Source organism: Amycolatopsis sp. PSD-21, from assembly GCF_055561455.1.
On the sequence record NZ_CM145712.1, the window covers coordinates 3,245,861 to 3,263,751 of the forward strand.

19 protein-coding genes are annotated in these 17,891 nt (G+C 70.8%); 7 read left to right on the plus strand and 12 right to left on the minus strand.

Annotated elements, in window-relative coordinates; translation table 11 throughout:
• Positions 1 to 7 precede the first annotated feature (7 nt).
• On the plus strand, positions 8 to 1,354 hold the full coding sequence (locus ACZ1DY_RS15725; RefSeq protein WP_257487817.1) for a CoA transferase: 1,347 nt from the start codon (positions 8 to 10) through the stop codon (positions 1,352 to 1,354).
• Between the two features lie 64 nt (positions 1,355 to 1,418).
• On the opposite strand, the gene ACZ1DY_RS15730 is transcribed toward ACZ1DY_RS15725, so the two are convergent.
• The 10 genes from ACZ1DY_RS15730 to ACZ1DY_RS15775 form a co-directional block, all read right to left on the minus strand.
• A complete protein-coding gene (locus ACZ1DY_RS15730) occupies positions 1,419 to 1,763 on the minus strand; it encodes an SCO6045 C-terminal-like domain-containing protein (protein ID WP_465484785.1) in 345 nt (114 codons plus the stop codon).
• Positions 1,760 to 2,575, minus strand: coding sequence for an MbnB/TglH/ChrH family RiPP precursor modification enzyme (locus tag ACZ1DY_RS15735; protein WP_465484786.1), 816 nt, complete (start codon positions 2,573 to 2,575; stop codon positions 1,760 to 1,762). Before ACZ1DY_RS15735 ends, ACZ1DY_RS15730 begins: the two co-directional genes overlap by 4 nt.
• Positions 2,565 to 3,503, minus strand: coding sequence for a TIGR04222 domain-containing membrane protein (locus ACZ1DY_RS15740; protein WP_465484787.1), 939 nt, complete (start codon positions 3,501 to 3,503; stop codon positions 2,565 to 2,567). The genes ACZ1DY_RS15735 and ACZ1DY_RS15740 overlap by 11 nt, the downstream gene beginning before the upstream one ends.
• Positions 3,504 to 3,585: 82 nt before the next feature.
• Positions 3,586 to 4,368, minus strand: a complete 783-nt coding sequence (locus ACZ1DY_RS15745) for a TIGR04222 domain-containing membrane protein (protein ID WP_465484788.1) — start codon at positions 4,366 to 4,368, stop codon at positions 3,586 to 3,588.
• Entirely contained in the window at positions 4,361 to 5,197 is an 837-nt protein-coding gene (locus ACZ1DY_RS15750; protein ID WP_465484789.1) for a TIGR04222 domain-containing membrane protein, read from the minus strand. The genes ACZ1DY_RS15745 and ACZ1DY_RS15750 overlap by 8 nt, the downstream gene beginning before the upstream one ends.
• On the minus strand, positions 5,190 to 6,074 hold the full coding sequence (locus tag ACZ1DY_RS15755; RefSeq protein WP_465484790.1) for a TIGR04222 domain-containing membrane protein: 885 nt from the start codon (positions 6,072 to 6,074) through the stop codon (positions 5,190 to 5,192). The genes ACZ1DY_RS15750 and ACZ1DY_RS15755 overlap by 8 nt, the downstream gene beginning before the upstream one ends.
• Before the next feature lie 75 nt (positions 6,075 to 6,149).
• Positions 6,150 to 6,572 (minus strand): peptide-methionine (R)-S-oxide reductase MsrB, encoded by a 423-nt coding sequence (gene msrB / locus ACZ1DY_RS15760; protein ID WP_037304420.1) that lies wholly within the window; start codon positions 6,570 to 6,572, stop codon positions 6,150 to 6,152.
• A gap of 19 nt (positions 6,573 to 6,591) precedes the next feature.
• Positions 6,592 to 6,897 (minus strand): hypothetical protein, encoded by a 306-nt coding sequence (locus ACZ1DY_RS15765; RefSeq protein ID WP_126731594.1) that lies wholly within the window; start codon positions 6,895 to 6,897, stop codon positions 6,592 to 6,594.
• A gap of 72 nt (positions 6,898 to 6,969) precedes the next feature.
• Positions 6,970 to 8,574, minus strand: a complete 1,605-nt coding sequence (locus ACZ1DY_RS15770) for a serine/threonine-protein kinase (protein WP_465485667.1) — start codon at positions 8,572 to 8,574, stop codon at positions 6,970 to 6,972.
• A gap of 166 nt (positions 8,575 to 8,740) precedes the next feature.
• Positions 8,741 to 9,427: a TVP38/TMEM64 family protein gene (locus tag ACZ1DY_RS15775; protein ID WP_465484791.1), complete on the minus strand. Its 687-nt coding sequence runs from the start codon at positions 9,425 to 9,427 to the stop codon at positions 8,741 to 8,743.
• 24 nt (positions 9,428 to 9,451) lie between these two features.
• Between ACZ1DY_RS15775 and ACZ1DY_RS15780 the strand changes: the two genes are divergently transcribed.
• The 4 genes from ACZ1DY_RS15780 to ACZ1DY_RS15795 all read left to right on the plus strand — a co-directional run bounded on the left by ACZ1DY_RS15780 (position 9,452) and on the right by ACZ1DY_RS15795 (position 13,048).
• Positions 9,452 to 10,009, plus strand: a complete 558-nt coding sequence (locus ACZ1DY_RS15780) for a GNAT family N-acetyltransferase (RefSeq protein WP_465484792.1) — start codon at positions 9,452 to 9,454, stop codon at positions 10,007 to 10,009.
• Positions 10,010 to 10,028: 19 nt separating this feature from the next.
• The gene (locus ACZ1DY_RS15785; RefSeq protein ID WP_465484793.1) at positions 10,029 to 11,048 is read left to right on the plus strand and encodes a DNA polymerase domain-containing protein; all 1,020 of its coding nucleotides are present in this window, start codon (positions 10,029 to 10,031) and stop codon (positions 11,046 to 11,048) included.
• Positions 11,049 to 11,607: 559 nt separating this feature from the next.
• On the plus strand, positions 11,608 to 12,000 hold the full coding sequence (locus tag ACZ1DY_RS15790) for a DUF6221 family protein (RefSeq protein WP_034318123.1): 393 nt from the start codon (positions 11,608 to 11,610) through the stop codon (positions 11,998 to 12,000).
• Between the two features lie 7 nt (positions 12,001 to 12,007).
• Complete coding sequence (locus ACZ1DY_RS15795; RefSeq protein ID WP_465484794.1) at positions 12,008 to 13,048, plus strand: LLM class flavin-dependent oxidoreductase; 1,041 nt, start codon at positions 12,008 to 12,010, stop codon at positions 13,046 to 13,048.
• A gap of 45 nt (positions 13,049 to 13,093) precedes the next feature.
• Here the strand turns inward: ACZ1DY_RS15795 and ACZ1DY_RS15800 are convergent, their stop codons facing one another.
• Positions 13,094 to 14,686, minus strand: coding sequence for a PucR family transcriptional regulator (locus tag ACZ1DY_RS15800; protein WP_465485668.1), 1,593 nt, complete (start codon positions 14,684 to 14,686; stop codon positions 13,094 to 13,096).
• Between the two features lie 128 nt (positions 14,687 to 14,814).
• On the opposite strand from ACZ1DY_RS15800, the gene pruA reads away from it, so the two are divergent.
• Together pruA and ACZ1DY_RS15810 are read left to right on the plus strand one after the other, a co-directional pair.
• Complete coding sequence (pruA, locus tag ACZ1DY_RS15805) at positions 14,815 to 16,452, plus strand: L-glutamate gamma-semialdehyde dehydrogenase (protein WP_465484795.1); 1,638 nt, start codon at positions 14,815 to 14,817, stop codon at positions 16,450 to 16,452.
• Between the two features lie 18 nt (positions 16,453 to 16,470).
• Positions 16,471 to 17,400 carry a proline dehydrogenase family protein gene (locus ACZ1DY_RS15810; protein WP_192745339.1) on the plus strand — a complete coding sequence of 310 codons (930 nt, stop codon included), beginning with the start codon at positions 16,471 to 16,473 and terminating at the stop codon, positions 17,398 to 17,400.
• Positions 17,401 to 17,487: 87 nt separating this feature from the next.
• Here the strand turns inward: ACZ1DY_RS15810 and ACZ1DY_RS15815 are convergent, their stop codons facing one another.
• On the minus strand, positions 17,488 to 17,847 hold the full coding sequence (locus tag ACZ1DY_RS15815) for a thioredoxin family protein (protein WP_126731607.1): 360 nt from the start codon (positions 17,845 to 17,847) through the stop codon (positions 17,488 to 17,490).
• Positions 17,848 to 17,891 lie beyond the last annotated feature (44 nt).

A 17,891-nucleotide genomic window follows, 5' to 3' on the forward strand; every position in this document is an offset into this window, starting at 1 on the left:
GACCTCCGTGGACACCCGCGTCTGGACCACGCTCACCGGCGACACCCTCGCCGAAGACGCCGTCGAGATCACCGGCCCCGAGTCGGTGCTGCCCGGGACCTTCCGGGTCGAGGAGGCGGCGACGACGAGTATCGCCGCGGCGACGCTGGCCGCCGGGGAACTGTTGCGGCTCCGGGGGATCGATCCGGGCAAGGTCTCGGTCGACACCCGGCACGCCGCCGCGTCGTTCCACAGCGAGCAGTACATCCGGGTCGACGGCGAGCCGGTGCCGTTCAGCGCGCCGCTGTCCGGCGACTACCGCGCGAACGACGGCTGGGTGCGGCTGCACTGCAACTACCCGCGTCACGTCTCCGCGGTGTGCTGGGGTCTGGGCGTGCCCGCGACCCGGGCTGCGTTCGAGAAGGTCGTCGCGGCCAAGTCGAAGTACGAGGTCGAGTCGGCGGTCGTCGGCGCCGGCGGTGCCGCCGCCGTGCTGCGCTCGCGCGAGGAGTGGCTGGCGCACAAGCAAGGACAGGCGTCGTCGGCGTTGCCGGTCGCCGAGATCCGGCCGCTCGGGACGTCGGAACCCGTGCGGTTGTTCGAGTCCGACCGGCCGCTGGGCGGGGTGCGGATCCTGGACCTGACCCACGTCATCGCCGGACCGGTGGCGGGCCGCGTGCTCGCCGCGCACGGGGCGACCGTCATGCACATCGGGTCGGCCCAGCTGCCGACCGTGCCGCCGCTGGCCGTCGACACCGGGATGGGCAAGCTCTCGGCGTACGTCGACCTGGAGACCGAAGCCGGGCGCTCGCGGCTGCGCAAGCTGATCGCCCGCGCGGACGTCGTCCTGCAGGGTTTCCGGCCGGGGTCGTTGGTGGCCAAGGGTTTCTCGCCGGAAACGATCGCCGAGCTCCGGCCGGGCATCGTGGTCGCGGACCTGTCCGCCTACGGCTGGGAAGGGCCGTGGGCGCGCAGGCGCGGGTTCGACAGCCTGGTGCAGATGACGTCGGGGATCGCCGACGAGGGCGGCAAGGCCGCCGGGCTCGACGGCCCGGGACCGCTCCCGGTGCAGGCGCTCGACCACGCGACCGGCTGGCTCACCGCGGCGGCGATCATGACCGCCGTCCGCCGGGCGGTCACCGAAGGCGGCAGCCAGCACGTCCGGACCTCGCTCGCCGGGACCGGGGAGTGGCTGAACTCCTTGGGGCGCAAGGAAGCCGGGCCCTCCGGTTTCGATGGCGGCGAATGGCTCGAAGACGTCGACGGCCAGCTCGGCCGGGTCACGCGGGTCAAGATGGCGGGCACCCTGCCGGGCTCGAATCCACAGTGGACGGAAGCGACGCACGTGGCGGGAAGCGACCGCCCGGTCTGGTGACCGGCCCGCATTCAGCCGCCTAAAGACGTGTCTCTCAGACCGAGGTGCGTTTGAGAGACACGGCCTAAATGCGGCGTAGCCAGCTCGCGAACCGGCCCCGGGGCTTCGCGACCTCGCCGCGCTCCACCAGCCACGCGCCGAAAGCGTCCGCGTAGGCCCGTGCGCGGATCGCGTCGGTCTTCGGGCGGTTCGTCGCGTACTCGCGGAACAGTGCGGCGAACCGGTCGCCGAGGGCCTCGGCGAGATCGGGGCGGAGGTACGCGGCCAGCCTGCTTTGCTTGTTCCGCAAGACATTCGCCTCGATGCGGAGCCTCTCCGCGTCGAAACCCGCCGGGGCGTCGCCTCCCGCGAGAAGCGCCTTGAGCAGCTCGGCCTGCTGGGCGGCGAGCCGCTCCCGGGGCGGCGTCACGGCGAGACCGCTTCCCGCAACGCGGCCAGCTCGGCCGCCAGTTCGGTGTCGGACGGGTAGTCGTCGTCGCGTTCCAGCAGGACACCCGGCGGCTCGGTGCGGCGCCGCAGTTCGCGCAGCAGGTCCAGCACCTCCGGCACCACCGGATGGGCGTGCGTGTCGTGGTAGACGCCGTCGCGTTCGACGCCGCCGGCCATATGCGTGTACGCCAGTCGTTCCCACGGGATCTCGTCGAGGAACCGTTCGGGATCGGTGCCGAGGTTGCGGGCGTTGGCGTACAGGTTGGCGACGTCGATGATCAGCAGGCAGCCCGTCCGGTCGGTGAGCTCCCGCAGGAACTCCGACTCGGTGAACTCCGCGTCCGGCCATTCCAGCACCGCCGCGATGTTCTCCAGCGCGAACGGGACCTCCACGATGGACTGCGCCAGTTTCACGTTGTCCACCAGGACGTCGAGCGCTTCCCGCGTGCGGGGGAGCGGCATCAGATGCCCCGAGTCGAGCCCGCCCGCGCGCACGAAGCACACGTGGTCGCTGGCCATCGGCGCGCCGAGCTCGCGGGTGACCTCCGCGAGATGCTCGACGCGCGCGGTGTCGAGCGGCTCCGCCCCGCCCAGCGACAGCGACACCGCGTGCGGCAGGACCGGCATTCCCTTGTCGCGCAGCGCGATCAAGGTCTCGGGAAGATGCCCGGCGTGCAGGTTCTCGGCGACGACCTCGACCCAGTCGACGCCGGGCAGCCGCGCGATCGACAGGTCCAGCTCGTGCCGCCAGCCGATGCCGATCCCGAGCGTGCCCGGCCCGTCAGCCGCCACAGCCGCCTCCACCACAACCGCCGCCGCCGCTGCTTCCGCTGCTGCACGAGCTTCCGCCGCTACTGCACGAGGAACCGCCACCGGACGAACCACCACCGAAACCACCGGAGACCGGAGGCGGGATCAGGGCCGCGCTCAGTTCGTCGTCCGGGTAGGAGGCGAGGCCGCCGAACGCGACCGCCGCGGCGGCGCCGCCCAGCAGCCCGACACCGGCCGCTCCGGTGTACCCCGGCCCGTTGGGGATACCGCGTTTGCGTTCCCGTCCGTGGGCGGACCTGGCCCGGTGGAGGATCCGGCCGCCCTCGCTGGTCGGCCGCGGGCCAGGCCGCTTGTTCTTGAGCGCGCGGGAGATCACCGTCGCGAACACGGCCGAGATCAGCAGCGGGATGAGGTAACCGACAGGACGGTCACCGGCGATCCCGGCGATCAGGCGGACGACGCCGAGCACGAGTACCGCGAGGTACAGGAAGTACACGACCTGCCGGATCCGCGGCGTCCGGTCCGCGACGACGAGCCCCCGCGTCTCCAGCCCCTTGGCGAGCGCCTGCATCGGGCCCGACATCCGCAACCGGTCGCGGATGCCGCGGGTCGTGGCGTTGTACCCCGGCCGCGCGCCCTTGGCGACGGCCTTTTCGATCGGGTCGGCGGGCTCGGGGCCGGTGAGCTGGAGCTGCTTCGAACTGCTGACCCGCAGGGTCCCGCGGTCGACCAGGGCCGCGATGGCCGTGTCGACCACCCGGTCCGGGCCGCCGGCGAGATAGGCGAGCTCGTACACGGTCGGCTCCGGTCCGCTCACGGTGCCGCGGGGCGCCTTGGCGCCCAGCTTGACCGCGATCGTCCACACGAGACCGACGACCACCGGGAACACGATGAGGGCGCCATAGATCGCCAGGAACGTCGGTCCGGGGATGCCCCAGGTGTCTTCCATCGCACGGGCCTTTCGCGAGCAGGTGCACTTACCGTAGTCGGACGCTTTTCGGTCCGGTCGTGGTTCCGTGATTCGCCGGGCGTCAGAAGCCGCCGCTGCCTCCGGAGACGCTGTAGTCGGTCCCGTCGCCCCAGGCGAAGGTGCGGGTGTCCTTGCCCGGACGCCCGCCGTAGCGGCTCAGGATGGCGGCGACCTCGCGATCGGGATACGCGGCGAAGCCGCCGATGGCCACCGCGCCCGCCGCCCCCGAGACGAGGCTTCGATCCGTCTCCGCCTCGGCCAGCACCGCGCGGCCCGCGGTGGTCGTCCTGCCCGCGTAGTCGGTCCGGCCGAGCAGGAGGCTGACGATCAGCAGGGCCAGCGCGACGACGAGAAGCACGATCAGGACCACGGTGCCGCCGGTGACGATCCAGCGGACCGTCCCGGCCACCAGCAGGACGGCATAGACGACGGCGGTGATCCTCCACGTGAGCCGGCGTCGCCCTTCCGCGACGACCAGGCCGCGGCCGCCCAGCTCGGCCCACAGCGCCCGCATCGCCGGGCCGCGGCTCATCGTCGTCCGCAGTTCGTGGCCGGGGAACGACGACAGGTGACCGGCGAGCTCCCGTCCCAGCGGGTCGACCGGGACCAGGGGTGTGCGGTAGAGCCTGCCCGACCGGCCGAGCCGGGCCTGTTCGCGTTCGAGCATCGAGGCGACCACCGTTTCGGTGACCCGCGCGGTACCGCCCGCCAAGGCCGCCACGTGCCGCACGCTCGGCAGCCTGCCGCCGTCGTGGAAGCCGCGCCGGAGCCAGCGGACGTGAAGCACCGCGACCAGGGCGGGGAGGGCGATCGCCGGCGTGTAGAGCCACAGGAAGTCAGCCACCGCAACCACCTCCACCGCAGGAAGAACCGCTCGCGCAGTTGCTTACCCCGCTCGACGACCCCGCCGATCCCTTGGCGGTGGCATCGCCCGCCCTGACCAGCATGTCCGCCATGACCGGATCGGGATACGCGGCCAGGCCGCCGAGCGCCACCGCGCCCGCCACTCCGGGGAGCAGAGCAGGATTCCGCCGGGCCGCGCCGAGGACGCGCAGTCCCGCCGCGGTCGGCAGGACGGTGCGGCTCGGACGCAGGAGAAGGACGGTCCCGGCGATGGCCGCGACCACTACGACGAGAAGACCTGCCAGTATCGCGGCCAGGCGACCCAGCGGCATGGCGTTGGCGAACCTCGCCACCCCGAGCGCGAGCAGGGGGAGGTAGAGGATCAAGGCCGCCAGCCACCCGGCGCGACGGCGGCGTTCGTCCACCTGCAGGCCGCTCAGCTGAAGTTCGTTGCGCACTTCCTGAACGGCGGCGCTCCGGCTCAGCAGCTTCTTCAACCGGTAGAGCCCACCGGCTCCCGCTCGCGGAACGAGTTCGGTGGCGGCGCGCGTGAGCGGATCTCCCGACGCGGTCCGGAGGACGGTGACCCGCCCTCCGCAGTCCAGCCGTATCCGCTCACCGGCGACCATGGTGGCCACCGCGACGTCGGCGACCCGCTCGGTGCCACCGGCCAGCGCGGCGAGGTGGTACGGGCCCGGCGGCGTCCCTTCGTCGGCGGCACGGTGCCGGAGCGACCATGTCCACAGCCCCGCGAAGAGCAAGGGCAGAACGACGAGGCCGCCGTACAGCCACACGAAATCCGGGCCCGAGATCCCCCAGGGTTCAGCCACCGCAACCACCTCCGCCACCGCCACCGCCACCACCGCAGGAAGAACCTCCACCGCAGGAGGAGGATGATCCACCACCGCAGGACGATCCGACGGCGTACGACGCACCTGCGCCGCAGGTGCTCGCCGTGCGGGCGAACACGCCGGTCTTGCTCAGCGCGCCCACGACGACCTGGTCGGGGAAGGCGCCCAACCCGCGGAGGGCCACCCGCCCGGCCGTGGTGCGGCCGAGGTCGCGATCCCAGTCGCCGTAGTGGAGTGCCAGGTCGCCCGCGGCCGTCGCCCGGCCCGAGCGCTCCGGCAGTTGCCGCCACACGGCCAGGGCGATCGCGCCCGCCACGACGATCAGCAGGACGACGAGGGCGCCGATCGGACGCTTCAGCGGTACGGCGTTCGCCAGCCTCGCGATCCCCACCGCGAAGACGGCCACGTACGCGGCGATCGCGTACTGCCAGCCACTCCGGCGGCGGTGCTCGTGAACGAACAGGCCCCGCCGCTCCAGATCGGCGCGCAGTTCCCGGACGACGTCGTGCCGGGTCATCCTGAAGCGCAGCTCGCGCAGGCCGATTCCGTTGCCGGGTACCAACGAGACGACCGCGCGCTCGAACTGGTCCGCCGGGACCGGCCGGATCGGGTGGAGGTTTCCCCTGCTGTCGGGCCGCAGGAGGTTCCGTTCCAGCAGACCGGCGACGACGGTGTCGGTGACCCGCTCCACGCCGCCCGCCAGCGCGGCCAGGTGATGGAGGCCCGGCACCGTCCTGGCCCCGGTGTCACGACGCAGCCACAGTTCGTGCACCACGGCGAACGCGATCGGCACCACGGCACAGACTCCGTAGAGCCAGGCGAAAGCCGGTCCGGTGATTCCCCAGGGTTCGTTCATGAAAACACCGCCCTCCCCGACGCTGTCCTGTCCAAGGTGAACGCGTCGAGGAGGGCGGTGGTTCGCTTCCTTCGGTTACGACTCGGGAACGAGCTTCAGCGAGATCGAGTTGATGCAGTACCGCTGATCCGTCGGCGTGGCGTAACCCTCGCCTTCGAAGACGTGCCCGAGGTGGCTGTGGCACGACTTGCACAGCACCTCGATCCGGCGCATCCCCATGGTGGTGTCCTCGCGGAGGAGGACGGCGTCGCTGTCGGCCGGGTCGTAGAACGACGGCCAGCCGCAATGGCTTTCGAACTTCGTGTCGCTGCGGAACAGTTCGGCACCACAGGCTCGGCACTGGTAGACGCCGGTGGTCTTCTCATCGGTGTACTCACCGGTGAAGGGACGCTCGGTGCCCGCCTGGCGAAGGACGGCGTACTCGTCGGGGCTGAGCTGCTCCCGCCATTCCTGCTCGGACTTGACCACGCGCGGCGTGGCTCCGACAACGGGTTTCATGCCTTTCACCGGTTCCACGTTACCCCGCGAGCCACGCGATGGCCCGGCCGATGATGTCCCATGCGGTGACCATCACGCCGAGCACGATGAGGACCACGACGAGTGCCGAAACCCACCAGCGCAGGCCGCCGACGCGGTTGCTGGAGTCGGCGAAATCGGAGACACCGTCGAGGCAGGCCTCCACGGTGAAGTTCGGGCCGCAGCGTTCGATGCGGTCCAGATGCTCGGCGAAGGCACGGGCTTCGGGATCGTACGGGTCGAGGCCTACCAGGTCCTCCTGGAAGCGAGGATTCTGGCCAGGTCCGAAAGGTCCGCTATCGGCCATGGAGCAACAGTAAGCCACGAGCGGCGATTGGCCTACCACCAGCGAGGCGGGTCTCACCACCGCCACGCTGCGTCAGTTGCCGAGTACTCGCGTGTCGGCGTCGATGAAGTACTGCCCGCCGACCTGGACCACGCGCAGCGCCGGGCGTGGTCCCTTGTTGAGCGTGATGTTCATGTCGATCGAGCCGTCGGCGTTGCCGCCGCCCTTGTCCGCCCGGGCGGTGTCGGCGCTGGTGACCTTGTGGGTGCTCCAGTACTCGGCGAAAGCCTGCTCCGAACCGTAGACCTCTTTCGCGGCGTCGGTGAGCATGTTCCAGCTCGCGGACGTCCCGATCCTGCCCGTGTCGAAGAAGTCGAGGACGAAACCACCCACGCTCGAGTAGCTCGTGATCTTTTCGCTGGGGGTCTTCCCCAGGCCCGCCGGCGCGGGTCGCGACGAGGACGGCGCACTCGACTTGGGCGCCGAGGAGCTGGTCTGCGGGTTCGCCCCGGCGTTGTTACCACCCTGGTTGTCGGTGCCGTTGCCCGAATTCAGCACCAGGAACACGATCACGGCGATCACCACGACGGCGGCACCGGCGCCCGCGAACAGGACGGCCTTGCGCTTGGCGTCGGCCGGCTTGGCCGGGGACGGCCGCATCGGGGCGGCCGCGGACGGCGGCGGGCTCATCGCGGCGACCGGACGCGGCGGCGTGTTCGGCGGGGCGGACGGCGAGCGCATCGGGATGAAGGCGGCCGTCGGCGAGTGGGTCTTGGTGGGCTGCGGCGGAGCCGCCGCGGCGGACTGGGCCGGTTTGTCGGTGCGCTGCCACGGTGGCCGGTCTCCGCCGGGAAGGCCGTGTCCCGGGGTGTCGGGCACGGCCGGCTGTCTGCCGCCACCCGCCCCGAAGAGCCGGGGCGACGCCGCCGTGCCCGCGGCGGATTCGTTCGCCGCCAGCGCGGCGAGGCGTTCCCTGGCCTCGGCCATGCTGGGGCGCTCGGTCGGCTCGGTGCGCAGGAGACTCATCAGCAGTGCCGTCGCGGGGCCCGCCTGCTGCGGCGGGTTGATCTGGCCGTTCGCGGCGGCGTACAGCAGAGCCAGCTGGTTCGAGCTGTTCCCGTACGGGGTCTGGCCCTCGATCGCCTGGTAGAGCGTCGCGCCGAGCGCGAAGACGTCGGAGCTGGGCACCGGATCCGAGCCGCGCGCCAGCTCGGGCGCGAGGTACGCCGGGGTGCCGCCGATCAGCCCGGTCTGGGTGAGCGTCATGTCGCCGGCGGCGCGGGAAATACCGAAGTCAGTGATCTTCGCGGTACCGGATTCGTCGATCAGGATGTTGCCCGGCTTGACGTCGCGGTGCACGATCCCGGCGCGGTGCGCGGCGACCAGCGCCGACGCGACCTGCTCGCCGATCTTCGCGACGCGCCCCAGTGGCAGCGTGCCTTCCTCGGCGATGATCGCCGAGAGGCTCGGGCCGTTCAGGTACTCCATCACCAGGCACGGGTCGCCGCCGTGCTCGGCGATGTCGAACACCACGATCGCGTTCGGGTGCTGGAAACGGGCCGCGTTCTTCGCCTCGCGCATGGCGCGCTGCCGCATGTTGTCGCGTTCGGCCTCGGAGACACCCGGCTGCGGGAGGATCTGCTTGACCGCCACCGAGCGCTCGAGGCGGACATCGATGGCACGCCAGACCACCCCCATGGCACCGCTACCAATTTGCTCGACCAGGCGATAGTGCCCAGCGATCAGCTGACCGGTGTCGATGGCGACTGCTCCTGACACATTCTCCGGGTGATGGTGGCGCTACGCGGCCTGACAGGTCCCGCGCACCCGATCGAGTGTAGCGGGCGGCGGTTTCGGCTCCCCGTCAGCTCGCCGGTGCGGAGGCTGGCATTTCTTCTTCCTCGCTCGGATCGGGCACCGGCAGGGCTTTGCGCCGGAAGACCTTCACCAGTCCGATGGCCCCCACCGCGGCGAACACGGCGTAACAGATCAGCAGGGCGGGCGGTGTTTCCCCGGTCAGCGCGTCGCCGAGGACGACGACCGCCACCGTCCCCGGGAGGCTGCCCAGCGCGGTCCCGATCAGATACGGGGCGAAACGGACCGATGACACTCCGCACAGGTAACTGAACGGAGCGAACGGCACCATCGGGATCAGCCGTAAGGAGGTGATCGCCAGGACACCGCCGTCCGAAAGCCGCTCGTTGACCGCGCGGACCTTCGCCCGATGCAGGTGCCGGGTGACCAGATCGCGGCCGAGTGCCCTCGAAAGAGTGAACGAGAGCGCGGACGCGACCGTGGTCGCCAGGATGCCGACGACGATGCCCGTCGTCGCGCCGAGCAGCAGCCCGCCCGCCAGGTTGAACACGGTGCGGGGGATCGGCGCCACGGTGAGCACCGAATAGGCCAGGAAGAAGACCAGGGGAGTGGCCGGGCCGGTCTGGGCCGCCCAGGCCCGCAGCCCGGCCGGACCCGGGATCGGCAGCAGGACCGCGGCCGCCACGAAGAGGGCGAGCACGGTGAGCGCGAGGATTAATTTGGTTCGGCCGGACACCGCCTCAACCGTACCGTGTCCGCTGTGATCGACACCGAGGCGCTGCGGACGCAGCCCGAACTCACCGGCGAGCACGTCGTGCTCACGCAGCTCGACGAAACCTACTTCGACACCGCGTGGAAGGCCCTGCAGGAGCCCGAAACCATCCGGCTGACCGGGACGCACACCCGGTTCACCCCCGAGCAGATCCGGACCTGGCTCGCCGGGCGGACCGGCCTCGACGACCGCGCGGACTACGCGATCGTGCGCAAGGAGGATCGCGCGCACGTCGGCGATCTCGCGCTCACCGACGTCGACAACGACAACCGCTCCGCGTCGTTCCGCATCGCGCTGAACGGGCCGGAGTTCTTCGGCAAGGGCTATGGCACCGAGGCGACCGGGCTGTTGCTGGACTACGCGTTCGGTGCCGTCGGCCTGCATCGCGTCTCGCTGGAGGTCTTCGACTACAACCCGCGGGCCCAGCGCGCCTACGAGAAGGCCGGGTTCGTCCGCGAGGGGCTTCAGCGACAGGCGCTGTGGTGGGACGGCGAGTGGCATGACGTCGTCACGATGGCAATTCTGCAGACCGATCCCCGGCCCTGATCGGCGATACGGTGTCCGCATGCCCAAGAACGGTGAGCCGATCGAGGTCGAAGCGGGCGGGCGCAAGGTCCGCGTGTCCAGCCCGGACAAGGTGTACTTCCCGGCCAGGGGGATCACGAAGCGCCAGGTCGTGGAGCACTACGTCGCCGTCGGGGAGCCGTTGCTGCGTGCGATCGGGGAGCGGCCGACGACGCTGAAGCGGTACGTCGACGGCGTCGAGGGCGAGTGGTTCTACGCCAAGCGTGTGCCGAAAGGCGCGCCGGAGTGGGTGGAGACCGCGAAGATCACCTTCCCGTCCGGCCGGACGGCCGAGGAGGTCTGCCCGACCGAGCCCGCCGTGTTCGCCTGGGCGGCGAACCTGTGCACCTTCGACTTCCACCCGTGGCCGGTGCGGCGGCCCGACGTCGACCACCCCGACGAACTCCGTATCGACGTGGACCCGCCGGACGAGGCGGGCTTCGCCGACGCGGTCGAGGTCGCGGGCGTGGTGCGCGAGGTGCTCGACTCGGCGGGGCTGACCGGTTACCCGAAGACCTCGGGCGGCCGCGGCGTGCACGTCCTGGTGCGCATCCGGCCCGAGTGGGATTTCATCGACGTCCGGCACGCGGTGATCGCGCTGGGCCGCGAGGTCGAGCGCCGGATCCCGGACAAGGCGACCATCGCGTGGTGGAAGGAAGAACGCGGCGGCCGGGTCTTCATCGACTACAACCAGGCGGCCCGCGACCGCACGGTGGCGTCGTCCTGGTCGGTCCGCGGTACCCCGCGGGCGACGGTGTCGACGCCACTGACCTGGGATCTGCTGACCGAAGTGGACCCGGACGACTTCGACGTCCTCACCGTCGGCGCGTTCTACGCCGAGCGCGGCGACCTCCACGCGCCGATGGACGAGCAGGCGTTCGGCATCGAGACGCTGCTGGAGTGGTACGCGCGGGACGAGCGCGACCACGGTCTCGGCGAGATGCCGTATCCGCCGGACTACCCGAAGATGCCCGGCGAGCCGAAACGCGTCCAGCCGAGCAAGGCGCGGGACGACACTTAGCGAGGGGTGGTCGTGAGTGGCGTTTCGGGTTAGAACCCGAAACGCCACTCACGACCACCTGGACAGGGCGGCCACCCGTGGTCAGCCGGCCGCCGGCCTGGGGAGCGGGTAGGTCCCGTCGGCGAACCGGTCCGCGAGGGACGCGACGGACGTGCGCCCCGACGTGACCGGCGGCGCCGTGATGGTCACTGTCGGCGCGGGCGCAGCCTGAGCCGTGACGGTCACCGTCGCCGGGGCCCGCGGGCGCCTCCGGCCGGGGGCCGCCACCACACCGGCGCTTTCGCCCAAGGGGAGCGCGACGGCGAGGCCCGCCACGAAGGGAAACGCATTTCGTGACGACGTATGCGTTCTGGGTGACCATTTCGTCCCGGCGGTCGTTCTTTCCTTCGTTCTTGCTCGCGGAGTGATTGCGCTTTCGTGTCGATCCAGAAACCAGTCACAGCTGGGCGGTGGATCGATACGAGACTGTGTGACGCACGGGACCCGGCCGTAACGCCGGGCTTCCTGCCAGCGACATTTCCCACCGAACACTAGGCTGGGGGAGGACGAAGGAGTATCCGTGGACGACCTGATCGCCTTTCTCGCCGCGCGTGTGGGGCAACGCCAGGCGTTGATCATGCAGGCGGTCAAGAAAACCGAGATCAACGAATCGCTCACCCGCGGTGAGACCAAGGTCGTCATCGAAAAGAAGATCCGTTCGCTCAACGACCTCGAACTCGACACGGTCAATCAGATGATCAACGAGATCGAGGCGACCCGGCGGCTCCTGCAGGCGCACCGCACCACGGTCTCGGAGAAGGTCCCCGGATTCCCCTTGTACGGCAACGAGTACTGGTGCGAGACCTGCCATGTGCCCGCCGACGAGGCCGGGACGAACTGGTGCCTGACCCTGCGGCTGCTGGCCCTGCCGCACGCCGACCACCCGGACTACAGCGAGCGCTGGCGTCCCTGAGCGGGGAATGCCCGCCGGGCCCGGGTGCGTTGACCCGGAGGTGATCACGCTTTCGGTACTGGACCGGTCCCCGACCCGCCGCGGCGGCGACGCGCCCCGCGCCCTGCGGGACACGGTCGCCTTCGCGCGGGACATCGAAGCGCTGGGCTATCACCGGTTCTGGGTGTCGGAACATCACAGCGTGCCCGGTGTCGCCGGTTCGGCGCCCACGGTGCTGGCGGCCGCCGTCGCCTCGGCGACCGAACGGATCCGGGTCGGCACCGGCGGCGTGATGCTGCCGAACCACCGGCCGCTCGTGGTCGCGGAACAGTTCGGCGTGCTCGAATCCCTTTTCCCCGGCCGGATCGACATGGGGCTGGGCCGGTCGGTCGGGTTCACCGGCGGGGTCCGGCAGGCGCTCGGGCACGAGAAGGACGACGCCGATCGCTTCGGCGACCAGGTTCGTGAACTGCTGGGTTTCCTCGCGGGCGACCAGACGACCTATCCGGGTGTGCACGCCATTCCCGCGGAAGGCCTGCGCGTGCCCGCGTTCCTCCTGGCGACCGGTGCCGGGGCGCGCCTGGCCGCGGAACTGGGGCTGCCGCTGGTGATCGCGCCGATCCGTGGTGTGGAGCCGATGCTCGAAGCCATCGAGGGATATCGCTCCGGATTCCGCCCTTCCACGCAGGCTTCGCGGCCGTATGTCGTGGTGTCGACGGCGATCGCGGTCGCCGAGACGGCCGAACGGGCCCGGCGGCTGCTGATTCCGGAAGCGTGGTCGACCGTCTACTCGCGGACGCACGGGGTCTTCCCGCCGTTGTCGCCGGTGGACGAGATCCTCGCCGGGCCGCTGTCGGACCGAGACCGGGAACGGCTGGACCGGGCGCTCGACGGCCAGCTCGCCGGCACCCCGGACGAGGTGGGCGACCGGCTGGCCGATCTCGTCGCCAAGACCGGCGCGGACGAGATCCTGGTGACCACCAGTACTTTCGACCAGTCGGAGCGGCTGGATTCCTATCGCGCGCTGGCCGAGGTCGCTGGCCTTCGCAGCCTGGCGGCCGTGTCCTGACCCTGCCCCGCCCGCATCCAGAGGACTAAATGCGGGCGGGAAACCCTAGAGGCGCAACAAGAGCTGGGTGAGGATGCGCTGCGCGGGGTCGTCCAGGTCGATCCCGGACACCTCGCCGGCGCGGCGCACCCGGTACCGGACCGTGTTCGGGTGGATGTTCAGCTCGCGCGCCGCCTTCCGGACGTCACCGAAAGCGTCGAGGTACGCGAGCACGGCGGGCACCAGGATGCCGCCGTGTTCGGCGTCGTGGGCGACCAGATCGGTCAGCCGTGGATCGCGGATCCTCGGCTGCTCGCCGAGGAACGCGAGCACCTCCGAGAGCAGGACCTCGGCACGGACGTCGGCCAGCGAGGCGACGTCCGCGGCCCCGTGTCCGCGCGCCATCGTCGCCAGCACGCGGTCCGCGTCGCCGCGCGAGGCCGCCGCGTCGGAGAGGCTGGGGACCACACCGCCCAGCGCCGCGCGCACCCGGACGTCGAGATGCCGTTGGGCGGTACCGGCGATTTCCTTGGCCAGCGCCAGGATCCGCGGTTCGGCGTGCTCGGGGAGGTCGGGCAGCAGCGCGTAGACGCGGCCGCCGATCACGCTCACCAGCGCGCTCCGCCGGTACGCGGCCGTGTGCACGGTGATCAGGTGCACTAGCTCCGCGCGCCGGAGCTGCCGGTCGGTCGCGGCCCGGTCACGGGGGAGCGAGAACGCCAGCACCATGGCCGGTTTCCCGGGGTCCGCGCCGATGTCGTCGGCGACGGACTCGGCGTCGAGGCGGCCGTCGAGCAGCCCGGCCAGCAGATCCTCGCGCAGCCGGAGCTCCGGGCTGGGCAGCGTCCGGTGCCGGATCAGCTGCGGCGCGAGCGCGCGGCTGGCACCGAGCAAGGCGACCTCCGCGCTTTCGGTGAGCGGATGCGCGCCCTCCTGCACCCAGATCGTGCCCAGCGGCTGCGATCCGGCGTGGATCCCGGCCGCGATCCGCCGCCGGATGCCGAGATCGGGCCGCTCGTCGATGCGGACGATGCCCTCCCCGGCGCGAAGCCGCTGGTAGACGCCCCATTCGCGCAGCATCGCGAGGTAGCGTTCCGGGCCTTCGCGGCCGAGGATCGAGAGCCTGCGGAGCTCGTCCACCTCGTCGCCCGCCCGCGAATAGGCCAGCACGCGGCTCGCCGTGTCCTCGATGCTGACCAGGCCGCCGGTCAGCGTCGCGATGGTCTGCGCGAGCGAGAACAGGTCGCCCAGCACCTCGCCGTGATCCGCTTCGCCACCGGCGCGGGCCGCGTCGACGACGCCCCTGGCCAGCGCTTCGACCTGCTCCCAGCGCGCCTCGTGGCCGACCTCGATCAGCGCGACCCCCGCGTCGGTCGCGACGTTCACGACGGCCATGCCGTTCTTCACCGCGACGGCGGCCGCGCCGGACCTCGCCGCCGCGCGGATCGCGCCCGCGGCCGACCGCCCACGGGCCCCGATCACCAGAACGAGATCACCCGGATGGGCGTCGGGCGGATCCTCCGGATCGTGGATGACGACGTCCTCCACGCCGACACCGAGCCCGCCCGGGGCCGCGAGCACCCTGACCAGCGGTTCCCCGAGCGTGGCGAGGACATGCCGCAGGGAAGCTCCGGGGGTCGTCTGAGTAGTCGTCTTGATCACCGATTAAGCCGATCGGACAAGGTGGTCACCCTGATTCTAGCCAGTCGGACAATCCTTCAGCGGGCCGTCAGGTCTACCGTTCGGGATGAGACCTCTACCCGGCGAAGTGCAGTCAGGAGCAGTCAGTGGACGCCGTGACCCAGACCCCCGCCCCGAAGAACGAGCCGGTGCTGAACTACGCACCGGGCAGCGCTGAGCGCGCTGAACTCGAGGGCGCGCTCAAGTTGCTGGGCAACGCCGACCCCATCGACATCACCGCGACGATCGGTGGTGAGCAGCGCAAGGGCGGCGGCGAGAAGATCGAGGTCGTCCAGCCGCACAACCACAAGGCCGTGCTGGGCGTCATCCACAGCGCGACCGCGCAGGACACCCACGACGCGATCGCCGCCGCCAAGGCCGCCGCCCCCGGCTGGCGCGCGCTGTCCTTCGACGACCGCGCCGCGATCATCCTGCGTGCCGCCGACCTGCTGGCCGGCCCGTGGCGCGCCAAGCTGAACGCCGCCACCATGCTCGGCCAGTCGAAGACCGCCTTCCAGGCCGAGATCGACTCCGCCTGCGAGCTGATCGACTTCTGGCGCTTCAACGTCGCCTTCGGCCGTCAGATCCTCGCCGAGCAGCCGGTCAGCTCGCCCGGTATCTGGAACCGCATGGAGCACCGCCCGCTCGAGGGCTTCGTGTACGCCATCACCCCGTTCAACTTCACCGCGATCTCCGGCAACCTGCCGACCGCGCCCGCGCTGATGGGCAACGTCGTGCTGTGGAAGCCGTCGCCGACTCAGAGCTACGCCGCGCACATGCTGATGCGGCTGCTCGAAGAGGCGGGTATGCCGCCGGGCGTCATCAACCTGCTCCCGGGTGACGGCAAGGCCGTCTCCGAGGTCGCCCTGACCCACCGCGACCTGGCCGGGATCCACTTCACCGGTTCCACCGCGACCTTCCAGCACCTGTGGGCCACCGTCGGCGCCAACATCTCCGGCTACCGCACGTACCCGCGCCTGGTCGGCGAGACCGGCGGCAAGGACTTCGTGCTCGCGCACGCCTCCGCCGACATCGACGTCCTGCGCACCGCGCTGATCCGCGGCGCCTTCGAGTACCAGGGCCAGAAGTGCTCGGCCGCGTCCCGCGCCTACGTCCCGCGTTCGCTCTGGGCGAGCCTGAAGGACGAGCTGGTCTCCGAGACCGAGGCCATCACCTACGGCGACGTCACCGACCTGGACAACTTCGGTGGCGCCGTGATCGACCGCCGTGCCTTCGACAAGCACGCCGCTGTGCTGAAGAGCGCGGCCGAGGACCCCGAGATCGAGGTCATCGCAGGCGGCACCGCCGACGACAGCGTCGGCTACTTCGTGCGCCCGACGATCCTGGTTTCGGACAACCCGGAGCACGAGATCTTCCGCACCGAGTACTTCGGCCCGATCCTCGCGCTGCACGTCTACGACGACAGCACCGACGCGGGCTTCGACGACGTCCTGAAGCTGGTCGACGAGACCGCCGACTACGCGCTCACCGGCGCGGTCATCGCGAACGACCGCACGGCCGTCGCGAAGGCGTCCGAGGCGCTGCGCTTCGCCGCCGGCAACTTCTACGTCAACGACAAGCCGACCGGCGCGGTCGTCGGCCAGCAGCCCTTCGGCGGTGCCCGCGCGTCCGGCACCAACGACAAGGCCGGTTCGGTGTTCAACCTGCTCCGCTGGACGAGCCCGCGCTCGGTCAAGGAGACCTTCGTTCCGCCCACCAGCGTCCGTTACCCCCACCAGGGCTGAGTTCTCCAGGAGTCCGTGATGTTGCGTGCCCCGTTGCTCGCCGCCGCTCGATCCCAGCGGATGCGCAAGCTGGTCGAGGTCGTCCCCGCCACCCGATCGGTGGTCAGCCGGTTCGTCGCCGGCGCGAAGACGCCCGACGCCGCCCGGGTGGTCCGCGAACTGGCCGACCAGGGCCTCCGGGTCACCCTCGACCACCTCGGCGAGGACACCACCGATGCCGAGCAGGCCGCGACCACGGTCCGCGCCTACGAGGAACTGCTGACCGCGCTCGCGGCCGACGGCCTCGCGTTCGGCGCGGACGTCTCGGTGAAGCTGTCCGCCGTCGGGCAGTTCCTCCCCGTCGACGGCGAGAAGGTCGCGCTGGAGAACGCCCGCAAGATCTGCGCGGCGGCCGAAGCGGTCGGTGCCACGGTGACCCTCGACATGGAGGACCACACCACCACCGACTCGACGCTGGGCATCCTCAAGGAGCTGCGCACCGAGTACCCGTGGGTCGGCGCGGTGCTGCAGGCCTACCTGCGGCGCACCGAGCAGGACTGCCGCGACCTGGCGGCCGAGGGTTCCCGCGTCCGGCTGTGCAAGGGCGCGTACGCCGAACCCGAGGAGGTCGCGTTCCAGGACAAGTCCGAAGTGGACAGGTCCTATGTGCGCTGCCTGAAGATCCTCATGCAGGGCAAGGGTTATCCGATGGTCGCCTCGCACGACCCGCGGATGATCGCGATCGCCGAGAAGCTCGCCGCCGACGCGGGCCGCAAGGCGGACGACCACGAATTCCAGATGCTGTACGGGATCCGTCCCGAGGAGCAGCGCCGGATCGCGGGCGACGGCAAGACGATGCGCGTCTACGTCCCCTACGGCGACGAATGGTACGGCTATTTCATGCGCAGGCTGGCGGAACGCCCGGCGAACCTGGCGTTCTTCCTGCGTGGACTCGCCACCCGGGGCTGACCCGCTCCCCGGTGGCGTCGGTCCGCTGAAAGACAAAGGGGCCCTCCCCGGCGAAACCCGCCGGGGAGGGCCCCTTCTCCATGCTCGTCAGGCCTCCTTGGCGGCCTCTTCCTTGAGCTTGTCCATGTCGATGTCGCGCGCCTGCTGGATGAGGTCTTCCAGCGTCTTCTCCGGGAGCGCGCCCGGCTGCGCGTAGATGACCGTCTTGTCGCGGATCACCGCGAGGGTGGGGATCGAACGCACGTCGAAGGCCGCGGCCAGCTGCTGCTCGGCTTCGGTGTCGACGCTCGCGAAGACGATGTCGTCGTGGTTGCCCGACACCTTCTCGTAGGTCGGCGCGAACTGGCGGCACGGCATGCACCAGCCCGCCCAGAAGTCGATGATCACGAAGTCGTTCTCCGACACGACCTGATCGAAGTTGGCGGCGGTCAGCTCCACAGTGCTCATGCCCGGCGTAACGAATCGGGCGGGACGCGCATTCCCGTGAGTGC